The sequence below is a fragment of the Nitrospirota bacterium genome (genome assembly GCA_020846775.1).
Classification (GTDB): domain Bacteria; phylum Nitrospirota; class 9FT-COMBO-42-15; order HDB-SIOI813; family HDB-SIOI813; genus RBG-16-43-11.
In genome coordinates this window covers 90248-108707 of sequence record JADLDG010000035.1, presented here as the reverse complement: position 1 = coordinate 108707, position 18460 = coordinate 90248, and the positions used below count along the sequence as shown (strand labels likewise).

22 protein-coding genes are annotated in these 18460 nt (G+C 41.6%); 19 read left to right on the top strand and 3 right to left on the bottom strand.

Annotated elements, in window-relative coordinates; translation table 11 throughout:
- Positions 1-142 precede the first annotated feature (142 nt).
- From IT392_06230 to IT392_06185, 10 genes are all read left to right on the top strand, one after another.
- A complete protein-coding gene (locus IT392_06230; protein ID MCC6544089.1) occupies positions 143-2059 on the top strand; it encodes a HEAT repeat domain-containing protein in 1917 nt (638 codons plus the stop codon).
- Entirely contained in the window at positions 2046-2900 is an 855-nt protein-coding gene (locus IT392_06225) for a protein-glutamate O-methyltransferase CheR (GenBank protein MCC6544088.1), read from the top strand. Before IT392_06230 ends, IT392_06225 begins: the two co-directional genes overlap by 14 nt.
- A 43-nt stretch (positions 2901-2943) precedes the next feature.
- Positions 2944-3330 (top strand): response regulator, encoded by a 387-nt coding sequence (locus tag IT392_06220; protein MCC6544087.1) that lies wholly within the window; start codon positions 2944-2946, stop codon positions 3328-3330.
- Positions 3317-3700 (top strand): chemotaxis response regulator CheY, encoded by a 384-nt coding sequence (cheY, locus tag IT392_06215; protein ID MCC6544086.1) that lies wholly within the window; start codon positions 3317-3319, stop codon positions 3698-3700. The genes IT392_06220 and cheY overlap by 14 nt, the downstream gene beginning before the upstream one ends.
- 49 nt (positions 3701-3749) lie before the next feature.
- Positions 3750-4877: a protein phosphatase CheZ gene (locus IT392_06210; GenBank protein MCC6544085.1), complete on the top strand. Its 1128-nt coding sequence runs from the start codon at positions 3750-3752 to the stop codon at positions 4875-4877.
- An 83-nt stretch (positions 4878-4960) separates the two neighbouring features.
- Positions 4961-6802: a chemotaxis protein CheA gene (locus IT392_06205; GenBank protein ID MCC6544084.1), complete on the top strand. Its 1842-nt coding sequence runs from the start codon at positions 4961-4963 to the stop codon at positions 6800-6802.
- A 31-nt stretch (positions 6803-6833) separates the two neighbouring features.
- Positions 6834-7883 carry a chemotaxis response regulator protein-glutamate methylesterase gene (locus IT392_06200; GenBank protein ID MCC6544083.1) on the top strand — a complete coding sequence of 350 codons (1050 nt, stop codon included), beginning with the start codon at positions 6834-6836 and terminating at the stop codon, positions 7881-7883.
- A gap of 40 nt (positions 7884-7923) precedes the next feature.
- Positions 7924-8358: a purine-binding chemotaxis protein CheW gene (locus tag IT392_06195; protein ID MCC6544082.1), complete on the top strand. Its 435-nt coding sequence runs from the start codon at positions 7924-7926 to the stop codon at positions 8356-8358.
- On the top strand, positions 8358-8504 hold the full coding sequence (locus tag IT392_06190) for a hypothetical protein (protein ID MCC6544081.1): 147 nt from the start codon (positions 8358-8360) through the stop codon (positions 8502-8504). Before IT392_06195 ends, IT392_06190 begins: the two co-directional genes overlap by 1 nt.
- Before the next feature lie 6 nt (positions 8505-8510).
- The gene (locus IT392_06185) at positions 8511-8816 is read left to right on the top strand and encodes a hypothetical protein (GenBank protein MCC6544080.1); all 306 of its coding nucleotides are present in this window, start codon (positions 8511-8513) and stop codon (positions 8814-8816) included.
- A 46-nt stretch (positions 8817-8862) separates the two neighbouring features.
- Here IT392_06185 and IT392_06180 read toward each other — a convergent pair whose 3' ends face one another.
- Genes IT392_06180 through IT392_06170 form a run of 3 tightly spaced genes read right to left on the bottom strand, consistent with a single transcriptional unit; the run spans position 8863 to position 10843 of the window.
- Positions 8863-9597, bottom strand: coding sequence for an OmpA family protein (locus IT392_06180; GenBank protein MCC6544079.1), 735 nt, complete (start codon positions 9595-9597; stop codon positions 8863-8865).
- Between the two features lie 16 nt (positions 9598-9613).
- A complete protein-coding gene (locus IT392_06175) occupies positions 9614-10381 on the bottom strand; it encodes a flagellar motor protein (GenBank protein MCC6544078.1) in 768 nt (255 codons plus the stop codon).
- 3 nt (positions 10382-10384) lie between these two features.
- Complete coding sequence (locus IT392_06170; GenBank protein MCC6544077.1) at positions 10385-10843, bottom strand: MerR family transcriptional regulator; 459 nt, start codon at positions 10841-10843, stop codon at positions 10385-10387.
- Positions 10844-11233: 390 nt separating this feature from the next.
- Here IT392_06170 and flgF point away from each other — a divergent pair, with 390 nt between their 5' ends.
- From flgF to flgK, 9 genes are all read left to right on the top strand, one after another.
- Positions 11234-11956: a flagellar basal-body rod protein FlgF gene (gene flgF, locus IT392_06165; protein MCC6544076.1), complete on the top strand. Its 723-nt coding sequence runs from the start codon at positions 11234-11236 to the stop codon at positions 11954-11956.
- A gap of 52 nt (positions 11957-12008) precedes the next feature.
- Positions 12009-12797 carry a flagellar basal-body rod protein FlgG gene (flgG, locus tag IT392_06160; GenBank protein MCC6544075.1) on the top strand — a complete coding sequence of 263 codons (789 nt, stop codon included), beginning with the start codon at positions 12009-12011 and terminating at the stop codon, positions 12795-12797.
- Between the two features lie 144 nt (positions 12798-12941).
- Entirely contained in the window at positions 12942-13682 is a 741-nt protein-coding gene (flgA, locus tag IT392_06155) for a flagellar basal body P-ring formation protein FlgA (GenBank protein ID MCC6544074.1), read from the top strand.
- Positions 13683-13694: 12 nt separating this feature from the next.
- Positions 13695-14357, top strand: coding sequence for a flagellar basal body L-ring protein FlgH (locus tag IT392_06150; protein MCC6544073.1), 663 nt, complete (start codon positions 13695-13697; stop codon positions 14355-14357).
- 32 nt (positions 14358-14389) lie between these two features.
- Positions 14390-15499, top strand: a complete 1110-nt coding sequence (locus IT392_06145; protein MCC6544072.1) for a flagellar basal body P-ring protein FlgI — start codon at positions 14390-14392, stop codon at positions 15497-15499.
- A gap of 72 nt (positions 15500-15571) precedes the next feature.
- On the top strand, positions 15572-15880 hold the full coding sequence (locus IT392_06140; protein ID MCC6544071.1) for a rod-binding protein: 309 nt from the start codon (positions 15572-15574) through the stop codon (positions 15878-15880).
- A 63-nt stretch (positions 15881-15943) separates the two neighbouring features.
- Positions 15944-16270 (top strand): flagellar biosynthesis anti-sigma factor FlgM, encoded by a 327-nt coding sequence (locus IT392_06135; GenBank protein ID MCC6544070.1) that lies wholly within the window; start codon positions 15944-15946, stop codon positions 16268-16270.
- A 3-nt stretch (positions 16271-16273) separates the two neighbouring features.
- Positions 16274-16774 carry a flagellar protein FlgN gene (locus IT392_06130; GenBank protein ID MCC6544069.1) on the top strand — a complete coding sequence of 167 codons (501 nt, stop codon included), beginning with the start codon at positions 16274-16276 and terminating at the stop codon, positions 16772-16774.
- 2 nt (positions 16775-16776) lie between these two features.
- A complete protein-coding gene (gene flgK, locus IT392_06125) occupies positions 16777-18459 on the top strand; it encodes a flagellar hook-associated protein FlgK (GenBank protein MCC6544068.1) in 1683 nt (560 codons plus the stop codon).
- Position 18460: the final 1 nt, after the last annotated feature.

Sequence of the window (18460 nt, the reverse complement as noted above, 5' to 3'; positions counted from 1 at the left end):
GGATATCCATAAAAGTTTAAGGGGGTCAATAAGGGAATTTATAAGGGAATAATCACAGCAGTAGCTGATTAAAGTACTCTTTGACGATTCCGATAAAAATGATGCAATGATAACCAGTTACGAACAGGATATACACAGCTTTATGAATAAGATCAGAGACACTGACAGCGCTATGCGTTGTGATGCCATCAGGATGATCACTGGGATGAAGGATGCAAGGGTACTTTACCCGCTCATAAAATCACTTCAGGATGATGACCGTGGTGTGCAACAGGCAGCTATGGACGCTCTTATCGGCTATGATGATGAGGCAGCAGTTTATAATCTTATCCCACTTCTGTATGACAGGAGGGTAGCAGTAAAAAACCTTGCACAGGAGATACTGGAAAAGACAGGCCGCAGCGGCCTCGGACTTTTGCATTCACACATACATGATATGGATGAGGACGTTCGAAAGATGATAGCGGACATCATTGGCCGGTTGGAAATTCCAGAAGCCGTTCCTGTTTTAATCGAGATGTTAAAAGATCAAAATGACAATGTGCGAAGTTCAGCAATAGAAGGGCTTGGAAGGATTACAGACCAGTCAATAGTAGATCACCTGATTAATCTTCTTGAACAAGAGGACTGGATTATTTTGTTTGCAGTTGAATCACTTGGCAGGCTCGGCGACGCCAGGGCGGTTAAACCTATCGTAAAACTCCTCATGTCTTCACAAAACATTGATATTCAGTGTATGGCAATAGATGCCTTATCTCAGATCGGAGGAAAAGAGTCTATAGATGGACTGCTTGAGATCATTGATGCCGTTAAACCGGAGATCATGGATATTGCTGTTATGGGTATAGTTACTTTGACTCAGGGAGACATCAGCTCCATAGTTGACATGTTTGGCAGGGATAAATTTGTTATGCACCTGGTTCGGTTCGCAGAAAATACAGATAATACAGAAGAAGGTAATATTAAGAACATTCTTCAGGCCTTTATGACGATTGGCGGTAGTGGGTGTGCGAAAGAAGTACTTAGGCTTATTGAGAAAATTGACGGTGATAATCCTGATCTGGTAAACAAGGCAGTAGAAGTGGTGAAGGTGGTTAGTAATGAAGAAACACTCATAGCCTCACTGAAATACAAGAATCAGAATATAAGGTTGATCTCGATACGGGCGCTAGGACTCACAGGATCTGAAAAGGCCATATCAACTCTTTCCTTATTATTTGACGAAGTTGAAAGAGACCTCAAATATGAGATTCTTAATGCCATAGGAAACATCGGCGGAGAAAAAGCTCTGAGTTTCATATCAGCCCGACTGTCAGATGACGAAGGACATATCAGGGGGGCAGCAGCTGATGCTCTTGGATCATTTGAATCAATTGAAATAATAAAGCCCCTGTTAAACCGGCTTCAAACTGAGGAGTATCACAATGTAATAGGCAAGGTCGTGGGTGCATTAATTGAAACAGGACAGAGATACATGAACGAGGAGCTGGCTGAAGGTCTTTTGTCCAGTTTAAACAGTAAGAACCCTTCTGTAAGAGAAATGGTCGTCAGGGGGTTGGGAAAATTAAAATGGATTGATTCCGCAGAACTTATTTCAGGGTTGTTAAACGATGAAAACTGGAGAGTAAGAAGGGCGAGCCTGGAGGCTCTCAACTCCGGCATGAATAAGAATTTGATTGAAAATCTGATAATTGCAGCTCATGATGAAATAGATGAAGTTAGGATGATAGTCGCCCAATTGTTGAGTGATTATACTGAAGACATGGCAAAAGATGAACTTATTGAACTGCTTGAAGACAATAATTACCGGATACAATTACAGGCCATTGAAGGCCTCGTGAAACAGAATGCAGTTCATGCTGTTCCAATTATCATGAAACTTGCCGGCAGTAATAATAATGCAATGCGAAAAACTGCATTATGGGCCCTGGGGGAGCTTGGAGCTCAAGAGTCTGAAGACATCCTCCGCGGAGCTGTTTCAGATGAAGACCTGGAAATCCAGGAGATGGCTAAATCGGCATATCATAAGCTGGTGTCACTAAAATATGCTGACAAATAAAATTAATAAAATGAGTGAAAATGCATTTCATTTGCTGAGTGAAATGATATATGCCAGAAGTGGAATGCATTTTCCTGATAATAAAAAATATATACTGGAAAACAGGCTTTCAAGACGCATTGAGGATGCCGGATTTGATAATTATGAGAAATATATAGAGTTTCTTAAGTATGATGCCGGGAAAGAAAGAGAATTCGCTAATCTGTTTAATATTATAACCACTAACGAAACTTTCTTCTTCAGGGATAACAATCAGTTGCAGGCTTTTGAAACCAATATCTTGCCCGAGGTCGTTAAGAATCTTAAGTCTAGGGGCAGCAAAAAGCTGAGGATATGGAGCGCCGCCTGTTCAACGGGTGAGGAGCCCTATACCCTGGCAATGATAGTTTCTGATGCACTCTCAGCTTCCGAGTACAGCGATTGGGATATAGAGATACATGGAAGTGATATAAGCGAGGCGGTTTTAAGCTCTGCAAGGAGGGGAGAGTACAATGATTACTCAGTCCGAAATGTTATGCCGCAACAGCTCAGTAAATATTTTACAAAAAATGGCAGCGGTAAATATATTATTAAACAAGAAATAAAACAAATGGTACGATTCAGCAATATCAATCTTTCAGATGAATCCGCCCTGCGGATGTACCGGGGAATGGATATTATATTCTGCAGGAATGTATTGATATATTTTAATGAAGCTTCCAAAAAAAAAGTAATTTCCGGCTTGTACAATAGCCTGATATCAAGCGGGTATATGTTTATAGGTCATTCAGAATCGCTGTTTAATATAACGAGGGCATTTAAAATAGTAAGTGTTAATGGCATTCTGATCTATCAGAAATAGGATGAATACGTAATGAACTTAAATATCAGGGTAAGGACTTAACATGGTGAAATACATCTTGGTAGTAGATGACTGCATGACAACGAGAAAGATAGTATCTCTATACCTGAGCAACGCCGGATACAAAACAATTACTGCATGCAATGGGGTTGAGGCGATTGAGAAGCTTGTTTCATCAGCGGTGGATATGATTGTCTCCGACCTTAATATGCCACAGATGGATGGTGCCGCTCTGATAGAATGGGTACGCAGCAATTCATCGTACAGAAATCTGCCGCTCGTGATATTAACCACTGAGAATGATATTTTACGGAAGACTGAACTTATTCAGAAGGGTGCCAATGCATTCCTTCCAAAACCAATATCTAAAGATAAACTCGTCGGGGAAATAACAAGAATATTAGAGGAGTGCAATTATGTTAGATCTTAAAATAAAAGTTTTGGTAGTAGATGACTTTTCTACAATGCGCAGGATCTTAAAGAATATTCTGAAACAGATTGGCTATTCAGAGATTGAAGAGGCAGAGGATGGCAACAGTGCGCTTATGAGATTAAAGCAGGGTGGGTATGGTCTTGTTGTATCTGACTGGAATATGCCGAATATGACTGGTCTTGACCTCCTTAAGGCTATAAGGGCAGATAATGCATTAAGCAATATGCCGGTGCTTATGGTAACTGCCGAGGCTAAAAAAGAGAATGTACTTGATGCTATCAAGGCGGGAGTGAACAATTATGTGGTCAAGCCATTTACAGCTGATGTACTCAAGGAGAAGATTGAAAAGATCTTTGACAGTAAATAAGCCGGAGCGAAACAGATCTCAGTTATTTATATGATTAAGGAGCCATATAATGCAGGCACAAAGACAATCTGAGCATGTATTGCAATTAGTAGGATTTTCAGTGGGTGGAGAGAAGTATGCAGTTGACATCTCTGATATACATGAGATCAACAGGTATGAGCATATCAGCCGGATGCCGGAATTACCTGGTAATGTCCTTGGGGTGATTGACCTGCGTGGCGTTGTGATACCGGTAATTGATCTTGGAGGAAAACTGGGTTTTGCCGGAGGAGAAATAACAAAAGACACAAGAATCATTATAGTAGGATTTAATGATGATAAAATAGGTATCCTGGTGGATGCTGTGTCAGAGGTGCTCAGAGTTCCTGATGACTGTCTTGAACCCCCGCCTGCTATTACTAAAAGTTTAAGTTCAGAGTATATCAGAGGGATCATCAGAAATAACGGATATATTACGGTTGTACTTGACCTGGCCAGGTTATTTAAAGATTATTGTCGGGACAGTTTTATTGCTGACACTGTAAATGAAACCTATGAGTCCATTAGTAATAATTATTCACAGGATAATTCTTTCAATAATATTGATGAGATAGTAGATGCAGCCAGGGCAATGTCTCAGGGTGACTTCAAACACGAAATTAAAGAAGAATTATATGGACAGCTCGGAGATATTGCCAGATACATTAATACCACAATTAAAAGAATGCAGTCTGTTGAACCTAACATTGCTCAAGCCTCTGATAAGATACCGCAGGCATCTGTTCAGTTGTCGGAAATATCCAGGGCAACAGAGGCGGCCACACATGATGTTATGAGTCAGGTGGAAAAAGTGCTTGACAATCATGACTTGCTTCTTTATCACGCTGATTCTGCCGAACGGGGGAATGATCTGCCTGATTCATTGAATGAAATGAAAAATGTAGTGTCTGAGAACAGGGAAATACTCCTGGATATAATTACCGGCCTGTCGTTTCAGGATTTGACGGGGCAGAAGATTAAAGTAATTGTCGGTCTTATAGAAGATGTTGAAAAACGCCTTTTGCAGTTGATTGTAACTTTCGGGCTTAAGTCTAAAAATGCAATGGATGATGACAACTCATTAAAGGAGTTTTCCGATAATCCTACTCTTAAGCAGGATGTTGTGGATAATATATTAAAAGAATTTGGCTTCGATTAGTTAGTTGTCGCTGAAAAACGTCCATCCGCGGCGTCAGGAATTAAGATCTGGACATTTTTGAGCGACAACTCAGGGAGGATGAGATGGCGGATGAGATGCTGGATGAGATGCAGGAGCTGATCCGGGATTTTGTTTTAGAAACAGATGAGGTATTGGAAGGACTCGATCAATGTTTTGTAAAACTTGAAGAGGACCCTGGTGATTTAGGTCTAATTAATGAAATATTCAGGGCTGTTCACAGTATAAAGGGGTCAGCTGGCTTTCTTGGTCTTACAAGACTGGTAGATGTGGCTCATCAGTCTGAAAATGTATTGAACAAGCTTCGTCAGCAGGAGATGCAGGCATCATCTGAGACTATTGATATAATTCTCGAATCAGTTGATGTGCTTAAAGTCCTGATGACGGAAGTCAAGGATAAGACAGGTGAGCTGGCAGATATTAATAGCATCAATAGAAAACTAACATTATTGATGGAGTATTCTTCACAAATTGAATCGTCTTATGGAGAAACTGCAGCTTCAGGTGAAGACAACACGAGAAATGATCTCAAAAAAAGTAAAGATAATGCGCTATGTCACACTGAACTTGATCGAGAGACTGGAATTGCTCCTGATCAGGTGATCATGAAGCAAAGTCTGCCTGACAGGACGGATCCTCTTTTAAGTGAAATGACAGAGAACTCAGGCAGTGATAATACCAGAATATCCCGGGATAAGGAGTCATGTAAGCAGGCTGCAGCTGCTGGTGACGATAAGGAGCAGACCCTGAGGATTGAGACGGACCGGCTTGATAATGTTATGGACCTGGTAGGAGAATTAGTGCTCAGCAGGAACCGTTTAAGCAAGATACTTTCTGATATTGATGGGTCATACGATGGGGATGAGAAGATAAAGACACTGCTGGAGACGTCATCAAATCTAAGTCTTATCACAACGGAGCTGCAGCTATCGGTCATGAAGATGAGAATGGTGCCTATTAGAAAGGTATTCAATAAATTCCCGAGAATGGTGCGAGATATATCCAGAAAGGCAAACAAAAAGATTAATCTTGAGATGCTTGGTGAGGCCACAGAGATAGATAAATCTGTTATAGAGGAACTCAATGACCCACTTGTTCATATTATCAGAAATTCGATTGATCATGGCATTGAAACACCTGAGGAGAGGCTTAAAAAAGGGAAGCCTGAGGCAGGGACAATAAAACTCAGTGCCTATCAGGAGGGTAACTCTATAGTTATTCGCATTGAAGATGACGGTAAGGGTATTGATCCTGTTGTTATCGAAAGGAAGGCGCGGGAACGGGGCATGATAAAGAGCGATAACATCAAGCTTTCTCAAAAAGAACTTCTGAATTATATTTTTGAGCCTGGCTTCAGCACTGCTGAAAAGATTACTGATATATCGGGCAGAGGTGTTGGCATGGATGTCGTTAAGACTAACATAGGGCGCATTAATGGAATTATTGATATTAATTCCATTAATGGTAAGGGAACGCAGGTATTTCTGAAAATACCGCTAACCCTCGCAATTATCCAGGTACTTATGGTCAAGGTCAACGGTGAGATGTATGCACTTCCTTTGGCTTCCATATTGGAAACGTTCAGAGTTACCAAGAGCAGCTTGAAATATATAGATGGTCAGCAGGTACTTAATGTCAGAAACAGTCTGATACCACTTATAAAGCTTAGTGATGCCCTGGAGTTAAGTTGTGCAGATCTGGCCAAGGACTGGGTTTATGTTGTTCTTATGGCAATTGCAGAGAAAAAGGTCGGGGTCATAGTTGACGAGTTATGTCATCAGGAAGAGGTCGTGATTAAACCTGTCGGGACATACTTCTCGGATATTAAAGAAGTATCAGGTGCAACGATTACCGGTGACGGTAAAGTTGGACTTATACTGGATCCGGGATCATTGATTTACAGATAGAGTAATTTAAATGCGGCTTAGAGGATAAATAATGCTCGGTCCTGTAAAGGTACTGGTAGTAGATGATTCTGCCTTCATGAGAAAGGCTATTTCCGGGATGCTGAATTCTGATCCTGATATAAGAGTCATTGGTGAGGCTGTGGACGGGGAGGACGCAGTACTTAAAGTGAAGTCCCTCGTCCCGGATGTAGTTACAATGGATATTGAGATGCCTAAGCTCAATGGGCTTGATGCATTAAGGCATTTAATGAAAAATATGCCAGTGCCTGTGATAATGGTAAGTTCCCTGACAGAACAGGGGGCTAAACAGACTATGATGGCCCTTGAGATTGGGGCGGTTGATTATGTTCCTAAACACTTGTCTGGAAACATAATTAATATTAACAACATTAAGGCTGATATTTGCAGCAAGGTGAAACTGGTAGGGAGATCTGGATATAAAATGAAAAAACTTGCAGATACCTGGCCAGCCACAGTCCTGACACCTGATTGTGGTCTGCGAAAACATGTGAACAGGTTTAAAGTTGTCATTATTGGTTCGTCAACAGGAGGCCCTAAGTCATTACATGATGTGATACCAAGACTGCCGAAAAACTTTCCCGCAGGAGTCCTGATTGTTCAGCACATGTTGCCGCTATTTACTGCACAATTTGCCGAGAGGATGGGTGAGTTAAGTCAAATGGAGGTTAAGGAGGCTCAAGATAATGATATCATAAGGCCTGGTCTGGCACTCATTGCCAAGGGCGGAGCTCATCTTATAGTCGAGAGAGGCAGGACCGGAGAAGTCCATGTTAAATTAAAAAATGAACCTAAAACAGTTCATATGCCATCAGTAGATATTGCTATGGAATCAGTAGCGCGTACATTTGCCGAACATGCACTGGGTGTTATTATGACCGGAATGGGGCAGGATGGTTGTGAGGGTCTGAAGATGATAAAACAAATGAAAGGTATGGCAATGGCTCAGGATGAGGAGACATCCGTTATATTTGGTATGCCCAAGGCGGCAATAGATAGTGGTGTTGTTGATAAAATAGTCCCTCTTGAAAGTATTGCGGATGAGATTATTAAAATGATGTGATTCCAACAGAGGCAGGTGAATACAGATGAAATCCATTGACATTGAAGAACAGGCATTACAGATTGTAACCTTTATGGTAGGTAATGAGCAATTTGGAATACACATTATGAAAGTGCAGGAGATCATAAGGGTCATTGGAGCGGTAAGGGTCCCTAAGTCACCGGCTTATGTTGGAGGTGTAATAAATTTAAGAGGTAAAATTGTCCCTGTAATAGATCTCAGGAACAGAATGGGAAAAAATATAACAGAATATACTGATACGTCAAGGATAATAGTAGTTGATTCAGGGAGCAGGTTGGCAGGGTTAGTTGTTGATGCAGTTATAGATGTTATTAATCTCAGCTCTGATGAAATTGAGCCATGTCCGGCAATTGATGACAAATGCAGCTCAAAGTATATTAAAGGCATTGGAAAAAAAGATGAGAGATTAATTACATTGTTAAATTTAGAAGACCTCCTGATAGTAAGTCAGTAGTGAGTTTAGAAAACAGATGTATGGAGGGTATAGCTGTTGTTGCCAATGAGGCAGCGGGAAGAGTGAAAGATAAAAGCTATTCGTCTGCCGAACTTGCCAAGATTGCCTCTGAATTTCAGGCTATGACCTCACAGTTTAAGTTATAATGAAAAATGTCCAGTATATCCAACATACAGCAGATAATATCGAATATTGCAGGCATTGACAGGGTTCAGCATACTCAACAGCAGCATGTGCATTCTGAACAGGCCAGATACGCATCTGAAGGACAAAAGAGCGCAGAAGTCAAAGGTAAAAAGATTGAAGAAAACGAGCCGGCTGACAGTGTTGAAATAAGTGTAAGAGATGACCAAAAGGGAAGTAGGGAAGATTCAGGTAATGATAACAGTGAGTCTGATAAGGAAGATAATCCGGAAGAGTCTTCAGAGGACAGGAAACATGTTGATCTTATAGTTTAAATTTTATTTTAACCAGGTACCTCTTGATTCGATTAATGATGCTGAATTATTCGATTTTAAGGTTAGCAAACGGGTTGGGGAATTGTTCTTCTGCTGTTGTTTGCTTATCATTTAAGACAAGAATGTCTACTCTACGGTTCTTGCTTCGCCCTTCTGCTGTGTCATTATCAGCAATGGGGCGGTACTCACCGTACCCTATAGCTGTTAATCTTGATGGTTCCAGACCCATATTTACAAATCTCCGAACTATACTTGTTGCCCTTGCAGAGGAGAGTTCCCAGTTAGACGGATACTTTGGACTGTTTATGGGAATATTGTCTGTGTGGCCTTCTATCTGAATATCCTTCCTGATAGAAGTTAGAACGCCTGCGAGGTTGTCAATTGTCTCAACAGCCTCATTTTTAATCTCAGAATTACCTGAATCGAAGAGGGCGGTATCTGTGATTCTGATAACGATACCCTTGCTGTTTTGAAAGATTACCAGTTTCCTGCTTTGTTCAAATTCCTTCATTACGCTCTTTATTGTGGCTATGTATTCAACTTTACCTTTATTTATGTTTCCAGATGACATTTTTGGTCCGACCTCAATATGTTTTGCAGTCAGGCTGGAAGGGTTGAAGGCAGCCTGTGCAGATTCGCTTACAGCCCTGTATTTACCTTCCTGTATAGATGAGGTGGAGTACATTACGACGAAAAATGCGAAAAGTAGCGTAATAAAATCAGCATATGATACGAGCCACCGTTCATGATTTTCATGTTCTTCATGTTTCTTCTTAGGCATAAGGCACCACAATTAACTATTTATTAGGTTGTTTATTATTTGTTTTTTCGATGAAACCTTCTAATTTTTCCCTTAGCAGCCTCGGGTTCTCTCCTGTTGCTATACCAACCAGTCCTTCTATTGTAAGTTCTTTAATGAGTGTCTTGCTTTTTATCTTTATCTTTATATTTCCGGCCAGAGGTAAGAAGAGCAGGTTAGCTGAGCCAACGCCATAGACTGTTGCGACGAATGCTGTTGCTATGCCTGATCCCAGTTTGCTAGGGTCAGCAAGATTCTCCATAACATGTATTAATCCAAGCACAGCCCCGAGGATGCCTACCGTAGGTGCAAAGCCGCCGGCTGTTTCAAAAACCTTTGCTGATAAAAGTTCCCGTTCTTCCTGATATGACATTTCAATCTCTAAAATCTTTTTAAGGGTTTCCGGCTCAGTACCATCAATGACATATTGGAGACCCTTGCTCAGGAAAGGGTCTTTTAAATCTTTTATTCTTGATTCGAGTGCAAGGATCCCTTCTTTTCTGGCGACATGCGCAAAGTTCTCAAGCTGAGAGATGAAGCCTTCATAATCTATTTTCCCAGGAAATACAGCCTCGATTGCGAGCTTGAATGCCATTAGAAATGGTTTCATCGGATAATTGACCATAACGGCCCCTATGGTACCTCCCATCACTATCAGAAAGGCAGTGAACTGCATGATGGATCCTGCATGTCCGCCTTCCAATGCCTGGCCAATAAGGATGGCAGCTAAACTTAAAACAATACCCAAAGGGATAAGAATGTCCATTAGCTACTTTAAATACTCCGATTCTATAAAGATTGACGGCATCAGGCATGGATTATTTCTTGCCGAGTCATATACTCTGCATGTGTGGCATTTCCTGTTATTAGCTACACAGCATAACGGCAGTTTTTCCAATGACCAGCAGGCAGATTTCATCCCCAGATAAACCTCGCAAATATTTCTCTCATCCGGATGACATCGAAGTACTTTCCAGCACGGAGTCGTCAAAAGAAGTCTCCTGATTCCTTCGTAATTAAGTCCTTCTTTGTGTATAAGGTGCCAGACACGAGTGATCCATTTTATGTCCATCTGCGTAAAGAGACGATGATTGTTTTTAGAGTCTCTATGGGTTTTCAGAAGACCTTGACGTTCATATTCGCGTATGGTTCCTGATGAAACACCTGTAAGTGATGATGCAACCCGGATAGTGTATACAGGATCTATGTCAATATTGAATGACATCATGGCGCTACCATTATCGGATTTGTCAAGAGAGACTTTAGATGAGTGTGGGAAGGTATTCTGCAAATATTGTTGACAGATAACTTGTGATGATTGCCACAGGTGCTTAGATGACGCAGACAGGATTATTTCAGGATCTTATACGATGCATGCTTGGTGATTCTGAGACACGTTCGGAATGACAGGGAGAGTGAACCAGCCAGGCAAATATGATCATGCCGCCCGGCAATATCTTCCGCTAATTCAGTATTCGGGGCCATGGAGCTGAGATACTATTAATGTGTAACCATTTGATATTACAGGAATATAGTAAGTAATAAATCTTAATTTACGATTGGTACACGGATTGCTAACTATCACATCAGAACTGCGGGTCATTGCAATGGAGGATTCATGAACAAGGGAATATATCCTGCACTTTCAGGCGGAGTTGCTTACGAAAAGCTACTTACTATGATTGCAAACAACGTTGCCAATATTAACACGACTGGTTATAAAGCGGACAGACCTGTCTTTAAGGTAGATGTTCCTGACACATTTAACGGAACTGATTTACCATCTCCTGTAAATGATAAGTTTTTTACAGAGATAGACAGAGTCTTTACTGATTTTAATACAGGTGTCATCAGGCAGACAGGAAATGTTTTAGACATGGCGATAGAGGGAGATGGTTTTTTTGTCATTGATACACCGGATGGTCCCCGTTATACAAGGAGCGGCAATTTCATTCTTAATGCATCCAATGCGCTGACTACGGTTGATGGGAATATGGTCATGGGTGAAGGAGGCCCAATTATTCTGGAAGAAGGAAAGATCGCTGTGGATTCTGACGGCAGGGTGTCGGTAAATGGTAGTGAGATAACCAAGTTCAAAATTGTGGATTTCGAAAAGCCTTACTTGCTGCAAAAGGACCAAAACAATTTGTTTTCAGGTTCCGGGGAGCATGCAGCTGAGGGGTATAAGGTCCTGCAGGGTGCCGTTGAACTCTCAAATGTCAATTCAGTTAAAGAGATGGCGGCAATGATAAGTGTATTACGTGGCTATGAATCGTATCAGAAGGTGATGACCACCCTGGATGAGACATCGGCCAAGGCTAATGAGATGGGAAGAGTATGAGTCAGGCGGTGAGCATGGTTACTGTTTTATTGTTCAAGGGAGGGAATAGATTATGATGCGAGCTTTATATATCTCAGCAACCGGGATGGAGGCACAACAGCTTAATATTGATGTAATCTCCAACAACCTTGCAAATGTTAATACTGCAGGTTTTAAAAAAAGCAGGGGAGATTTTCAGGATCTATTGTATCAGACCGTGAGGATGGCAGGCGCTCCGTCAGGCTCGGGGACTCAGGTGCCGGCAGGCATTCAGGTTGGATCCGGCGTTCGTCCTGCAACTGTTCAAAAGATATTTTCTCAGGGTGATTTTCAGAATACTTCGAATGCACTTGATCTTGCCATTGAAGGGGAAGGTTTTTTTCAGGTTCTAATGCCTGATGGTGCGATAGGATATACAAGGGGTGGTTCATTCAAGAAAGACAGCAGCGGAAGGATGGTGACTTCAGACGGGTATACCGCGGAGCCGTCCATTACTATACCTTCAGATGCCATAAATATCTCTGTCAGTGCGAATGGGACAATATCCGTACTGCAGGCAGGAAATCCAACACCGGTTGAGGTGGGAACTATACAGCTTGCCAGGTTTTCAAATCCCTCAGGGCTTAATTCTCTTGGAAGGAATTTATTCATCCCGACTGCCGCATCTGGTGAGGCACAAACGGGTGGGCCTGGAGATGCTGGATTTGGCACAATTGCTCAGGGTTTTCTTGAAGCGTCAAATGTGAACATTGCTGAAGAGCTCGTTAATATGATAATTGGACAGCGTGCATATGAGATAAACTCTAAAGCGATCCAGACAGCAGATGAGATGATGCGCACGGCGAATGACGTGAAGAGATAAACAGGAATTAGCTTGTAACCGGCTTTTGAAAAAAACAGCCACGGTCACCATGAACTTGATTCAGTGTCTCAAAAGAGGAGATTCCGAAACAGGTTCGGGATGACTGGCAGGATGTCAGAGGGGATGATCGGGGGAATGACAGGGATGCTGAATTCTAAAATTACGCAAAAATGCCTCTCAATTTTAACAGTATTATTATTGGTAATTATAGTGACTGGTTATGATAATACTTATGGGGCAGATGCAGTTAAAATTATGTCATCTGATGACGTTGAGAATATTATTAAAGAGTATGTAATTCAGAATTCTCCATGGACTGAGGATCAGATAAATGTAAAAAATGTCAATATTTCAAATAAATTAGCTCTACCGGCAGGCTGGAGTTATAACATTAAAGTAGCCCCGTCATCTTCGATGATAGGAAGGTCATCATTCCTGCTGGACATAGCTGGTTCAGACAATTCATTTCAGTCATCATGGGTAACTGCAGAGATTGAGGTATTGGTAGAAGTTGTCCTTGCATCCAAACCTCTGAAGGAAAGACAGATGGTTGGAGCTGATGATATTTATATTGGGAGAAAGGACCTGTCAAGATTACCGGCAGGTTACATTAGTGATATCAACCAGATTCCTGGAAAGCGGGTTAAACGATTTGTCGGGACCAATTCAATACTGACTGAAAATATATTAGAGGAGCCGCCATTATTTAAAAAAGGAGAAAAGGTATTTATTGTTGCCGAGTCAGCGTCGCTTAAGGTTATTGCTGTTGGCGTGGCAGATGAAGACGGGTACAGGGGCCGGCCTGTAAGGATTACCAACACGCAATCCCGAAAAGAGGTGATTGGCGAGGTTGATGGTGATGGTTCAGTGAGTGTTAAATGGTGATAAGGGGGTAGTATGAAATATTTGATAATGGTGATTGGACTTGTACTTACTTTATCTCCGGTATTTACAACGGCAGAAGATAAAAAACAGATTCTCTCAGAAGGCTCGGCTGAACGGGTTACAAAGGCTGGTAGTGACGGTTCACTCTGGTCTGAAGACAGGCAGGATGGCTTTCTATTTGGAGATCTGAAAGCGCATAATGTCGGTGATGTAGTTACTGTGCGGATAGTTGAAAGCTCGAGGGGGAACAAGAACGCTTCAACTAAAACGGAAAAAGACTCAAGCCTGTCAACGTCAATATCGGCATTTTTCGGAATGTCGCCTGATAAATTATCTCAGGGTGGGGTAGGCGCGGAGACCAGTGAAAAACATGATGGTTCAGGCTCGACATCAAGGAGCAGTGACCTTACTGCCATGCTCACAGCAAAGGTCATTGACAGACTTCCTAATGGTAACCTGGTTATAGACGGCAGGCGGGAGGTAATAGTAAACAATGAGACGCAGCATATCTCTCTCAGTGGAATTATCAGGCCTGAGGATATAGGCCCGAGTAATATGGTATTGTCTACTTATATATCAGACGCAAAGATAATTTATACAGGAGAAGGCGTTATAGGAGATAAACAGAAGGTTGGGTGGTTTATACGGATAATGGATGCGGTATGGCCGTTCTAGTAAAACCCTGTAATGAAGTTGGGGATATGGGAATGAATATATCAAATAAGAAAATAACTGCAATTATAACAATATTAACATTATTTCTGGTTGCAGCTCCTCTTCATGCAGCCCGTATAAAAGATATCGCCAATATCGGAGGGGTCCGGGACAATCAATTAATTGGATATGGATTGATAATTGGTCTTAATGGAACAGGTGATAAGAAGGGGACGGAGTTTACAATTCGAAGTGTTACGTCTATGTTGACAAAGTTGGGTATTACAATTGATCCGGCAGATGTAAGTGTTAAGAATGTAGCAGCAGTTATGGTTACTGCAAAACTACCACCCTTTGCAAAAAAAGGGAGCAGGATAGATGTGATAGTTTCATCCATTGGTGATTCAACCAGTCTTCAGGGTGGAACCTTGCTGTTTACACCTCTTAAAGGGGCAAACCAGTTGGTATATGCAATTGCCCAGGGACCAGTCTCTCTCGGCGGATATATCGGAGGCAGCGGAGGTGATAGTGTCCAGAAAAACCATTCAACAGTCGGGAGAATTGCAGATGGCGCTATCATAGAACGGGAAGTAGAGATGGATCTTAACAGCAGGAAGGATCTTACTATTACCCTGCGAAACCATGACTTCAGTACTGCTGTGAGACTTGCTGATATAGTCAATCAGAATCTTGGACAGGGGGTTGCTCGTCCTCAGGATGCAAGTACAGTTCTCATTTCAATTCCTCCGGAATATGAGAACAAGGCGGTTGAGCTAATTGCTGACATTGAAAATCTTGATGTCAGAGTAGATTCCCGTGCCAGGATTATCCTGAATGAACGTACAGGTACAGTTGTCATGGGTGAGAACGTGCGTATTTCAACAGTGGCAATTTCTCATGGAAGCCTTACAATCCAGGTTAAAACACAGTTGGACGTATCACAACCAGGGGCTTTTTCAAAGGGGCAGACTGTTGTTGTACCGCAGAAAGATGTTTCTGTGGATGAACAGGAGGCCAGACTGATGGTATTGCAGTCCGGTGTTACTGTTGATGAGGTAGTAAGGGCATTAAATTCTGTAGGGGTTACACCCAGAGATCTAATAGCTATTTTGCAGGCTATCAAGGCTGGAGGAGCGCTGCAGGCAGATCTCGAGATTATTTAGCTGATGTTGATTAATAGGTGCATTTTTGAACACAACTGATTGGAGTCGAAGAAGCAAGGGTGGGATTATATAATGAAAATAGATCAGTTACAGCTCAACCAGAACCAGTTAACGGATTTAAAAGGAAAGAAAGATGTGAAGGGGTTTGAGAAGGCTGCAAAGGAATTTGAGGCATATTTTGTTGCATACCTTCTCAAGAAGATGAGGGATACAGTACCTAAAGGTGGTCTCCTTGACCCCGGCACTGGCGGAGATGTTTATACATCTCTGATGGATGATAACGTTGCTCAGGGAATTGCAGGTAGCGGAGGTCTGGGGCTCTCACAACTCCTCATCAGACAATGGACATCAGGCGCAAATGAAAAGGACGGGAAACTATAATAAACATTGCATGCACGCTCGCCGATACAATGTTTAAGAACATTTATCATGAGAGGTCCTTATATGAAGATTACTGAAAAGATAACAGAAAACAATATCCTTAATGGTATAGAGGCAGGAAGATCATCTGTAATAAGAGAAACGCTGTCCAGGACGAAAAAAAGTGAAGGGATAAATAAGTCATTAACAAGTAATGATGTAAATATCTCGGACCGGGCTTTAATCTTCAGCAAGATAAGGGATGTCATCAATCGCTTGCCTGAAGTCAGAGATGATAAAATTAAGTCTATCGGAAATGACTTGCAACTGGGCAAATATAAAGTAAATCCGGAGAATGTGGCATCAAAATTATTAGGTGAACTTATGTATAAAGGGATGACAGAGGAATAATCAATGGACGATAAATATTCAGATCTTCTGGAAATTCTGGAAAAGGAAGTGGGGATTTTCAGGGACTTCCTTACTATTCTCCAGAAAGAAAGACAATATATGATTGATCTATCCCTGGAAAAACTGCATGAATGTCACAATCAGAAGGAGACTATAATATTCAATCTAAAAGTGCTGGAAGATGCAAGGGTTGAACTTATCGCTGAGATACAGGGCCATAATGAGACGGACATTACAACGACGTTATCAATCATAATAAATAAAGCGCCTATGAGATACAAAAAAGTGATGGAATCATGTCAGTCTAATCTTAAATCACTGATTGACAGCATACGAGAGATTAATCAGATAAACGGGATACTTGCAGACAGGGCGATCAATTATACAAGAAACTCTTTATCCTTTCTTAATCGTCTCGTCAATCAATTGCCAGTGTATCATCAGTCAGGCAGGATAGCTCATCAGGAAAGCATGGTCGGTACAATGGTCTGCAAGAAAGGGTAGATATGAGCAGTATTTATGACATTTTTAATATAGGTAAACACGGGATGATGGCACAGCAGAAGGCCATCCAGGTGACTGCACATAATCTTGCCAATGTAAACACAAAGGGATTTTCAAGGCAGGAAGTAATATTAGAAGAGGGTATGCCTCTTAATAGTCAGCCGGGGCAGTCAGGGACTGGGGTAAATGCGGTTAATATACAAAGAAAATACGATAGCTTCTTAGAAGGACAACTTACAGACAACCGTGAGACCCTTGGAAATCTGGATGTTCAAAAAAACGCTATTTCTAAGATTGAGGACCTGTTTTACGACTCTTCGGGAACCGGTATTAATGAAATGTTGACCCAGTTTTTTAATTCCATGCATGATTTATCAGCAAATCCTGCAGGCACGGCAGAAAGGAGCTCAGTCTTATCCAGTGCTGATGCACTTTCAGATACAATAAATAGCGTCTACACAAGTCTGGAACAGTTGCAGAAGGATACGAATTCGCAGGTCAGACAGGCTGTCAACGATATTAACAATATTTCAAAGCAGATATCGTCACTTAATGTTGAAATAAACAGGGCTGAGGTCAGCGGTCAGAATGCAAATGATTTCAGGGACATGCGCGGAAGACTACTTAATGATCTTGCTGAGAAAATAGATGTTCAATATTTTGAGGATAACTCAGGACAGATCACCGTTATTGGCGGAGGGATGGCCACTCTGGTTGAAAAGGGAAATTCATGGGCACTGGATATTAAAAGTAATCCTGACAACAATGGCTACTATGATGTTGTATTTTCTCCGGATAACAACAATATACTTAATCTGACAGACAGCATTTCCAATGGCAGGCTTAAGGGATTTCTTACTATAAGAGACACAGAGACAAAGAATGCCATGGATGAACTGGACAGAGTTGCTTCCTCAATTGCAACCCAGATAAATCAGGTCCACAGGGAAGGGTACGGACTTGATGGTTCCACAGGGACGAATTTATTTTCTCCCGCATTTGAAGCGGGAGATGTGCTGTCTCAGGATGTTGGGTCCATAAAGGCATTGAGCACAAATACTGGTACAGGGAATTTGAATATCACGATAGATGATCCAGCCGCCTTGAAATTTAATAATTATGGACTCACATTTTCAGGCGGAAACTATACACTAATTAATAAAAGTACTAATACCTCAATCACCGCAGCTTATTCTGATCCTGCAAGCTTTACTTTTGAAGGGCTTGCTGTGACGTTATCAGGAAGTTTTTCCGCTGGGGACAAATTTGATATAAGCGCACACAAAAATACGGCAAAGGATATTAAAGTAGCTTTAGGTATGAATGATACTGCTAAAATAGCAGCAGCTACTTCTGCAAACGACAACAGGGGTGATAACAGGAATTCACTTGCGCTCGTAAATCTTCAGGATGCCTTGACGATAGACGGGAACTCCAGCTTCAGCAGTTATTACAGTTCGATAGTGAGTACTATTGGCGTCAAATCTCAATCTATTAACAATCAGTATGCGGCACAGGAGTTCTCTTCAGAGCAGTTGACTAATATGAGGGAGTCTGTCTCAGGGGTATCAATTGATGAAGAGATGACAAACCTAATGAAGTATCAGCATGCGTATGAGGCATCTGCAAGACTTCTGAGAATAGGTGATGAGTTGATGCAGACCCTGCTGGATATAGTGAGATAGG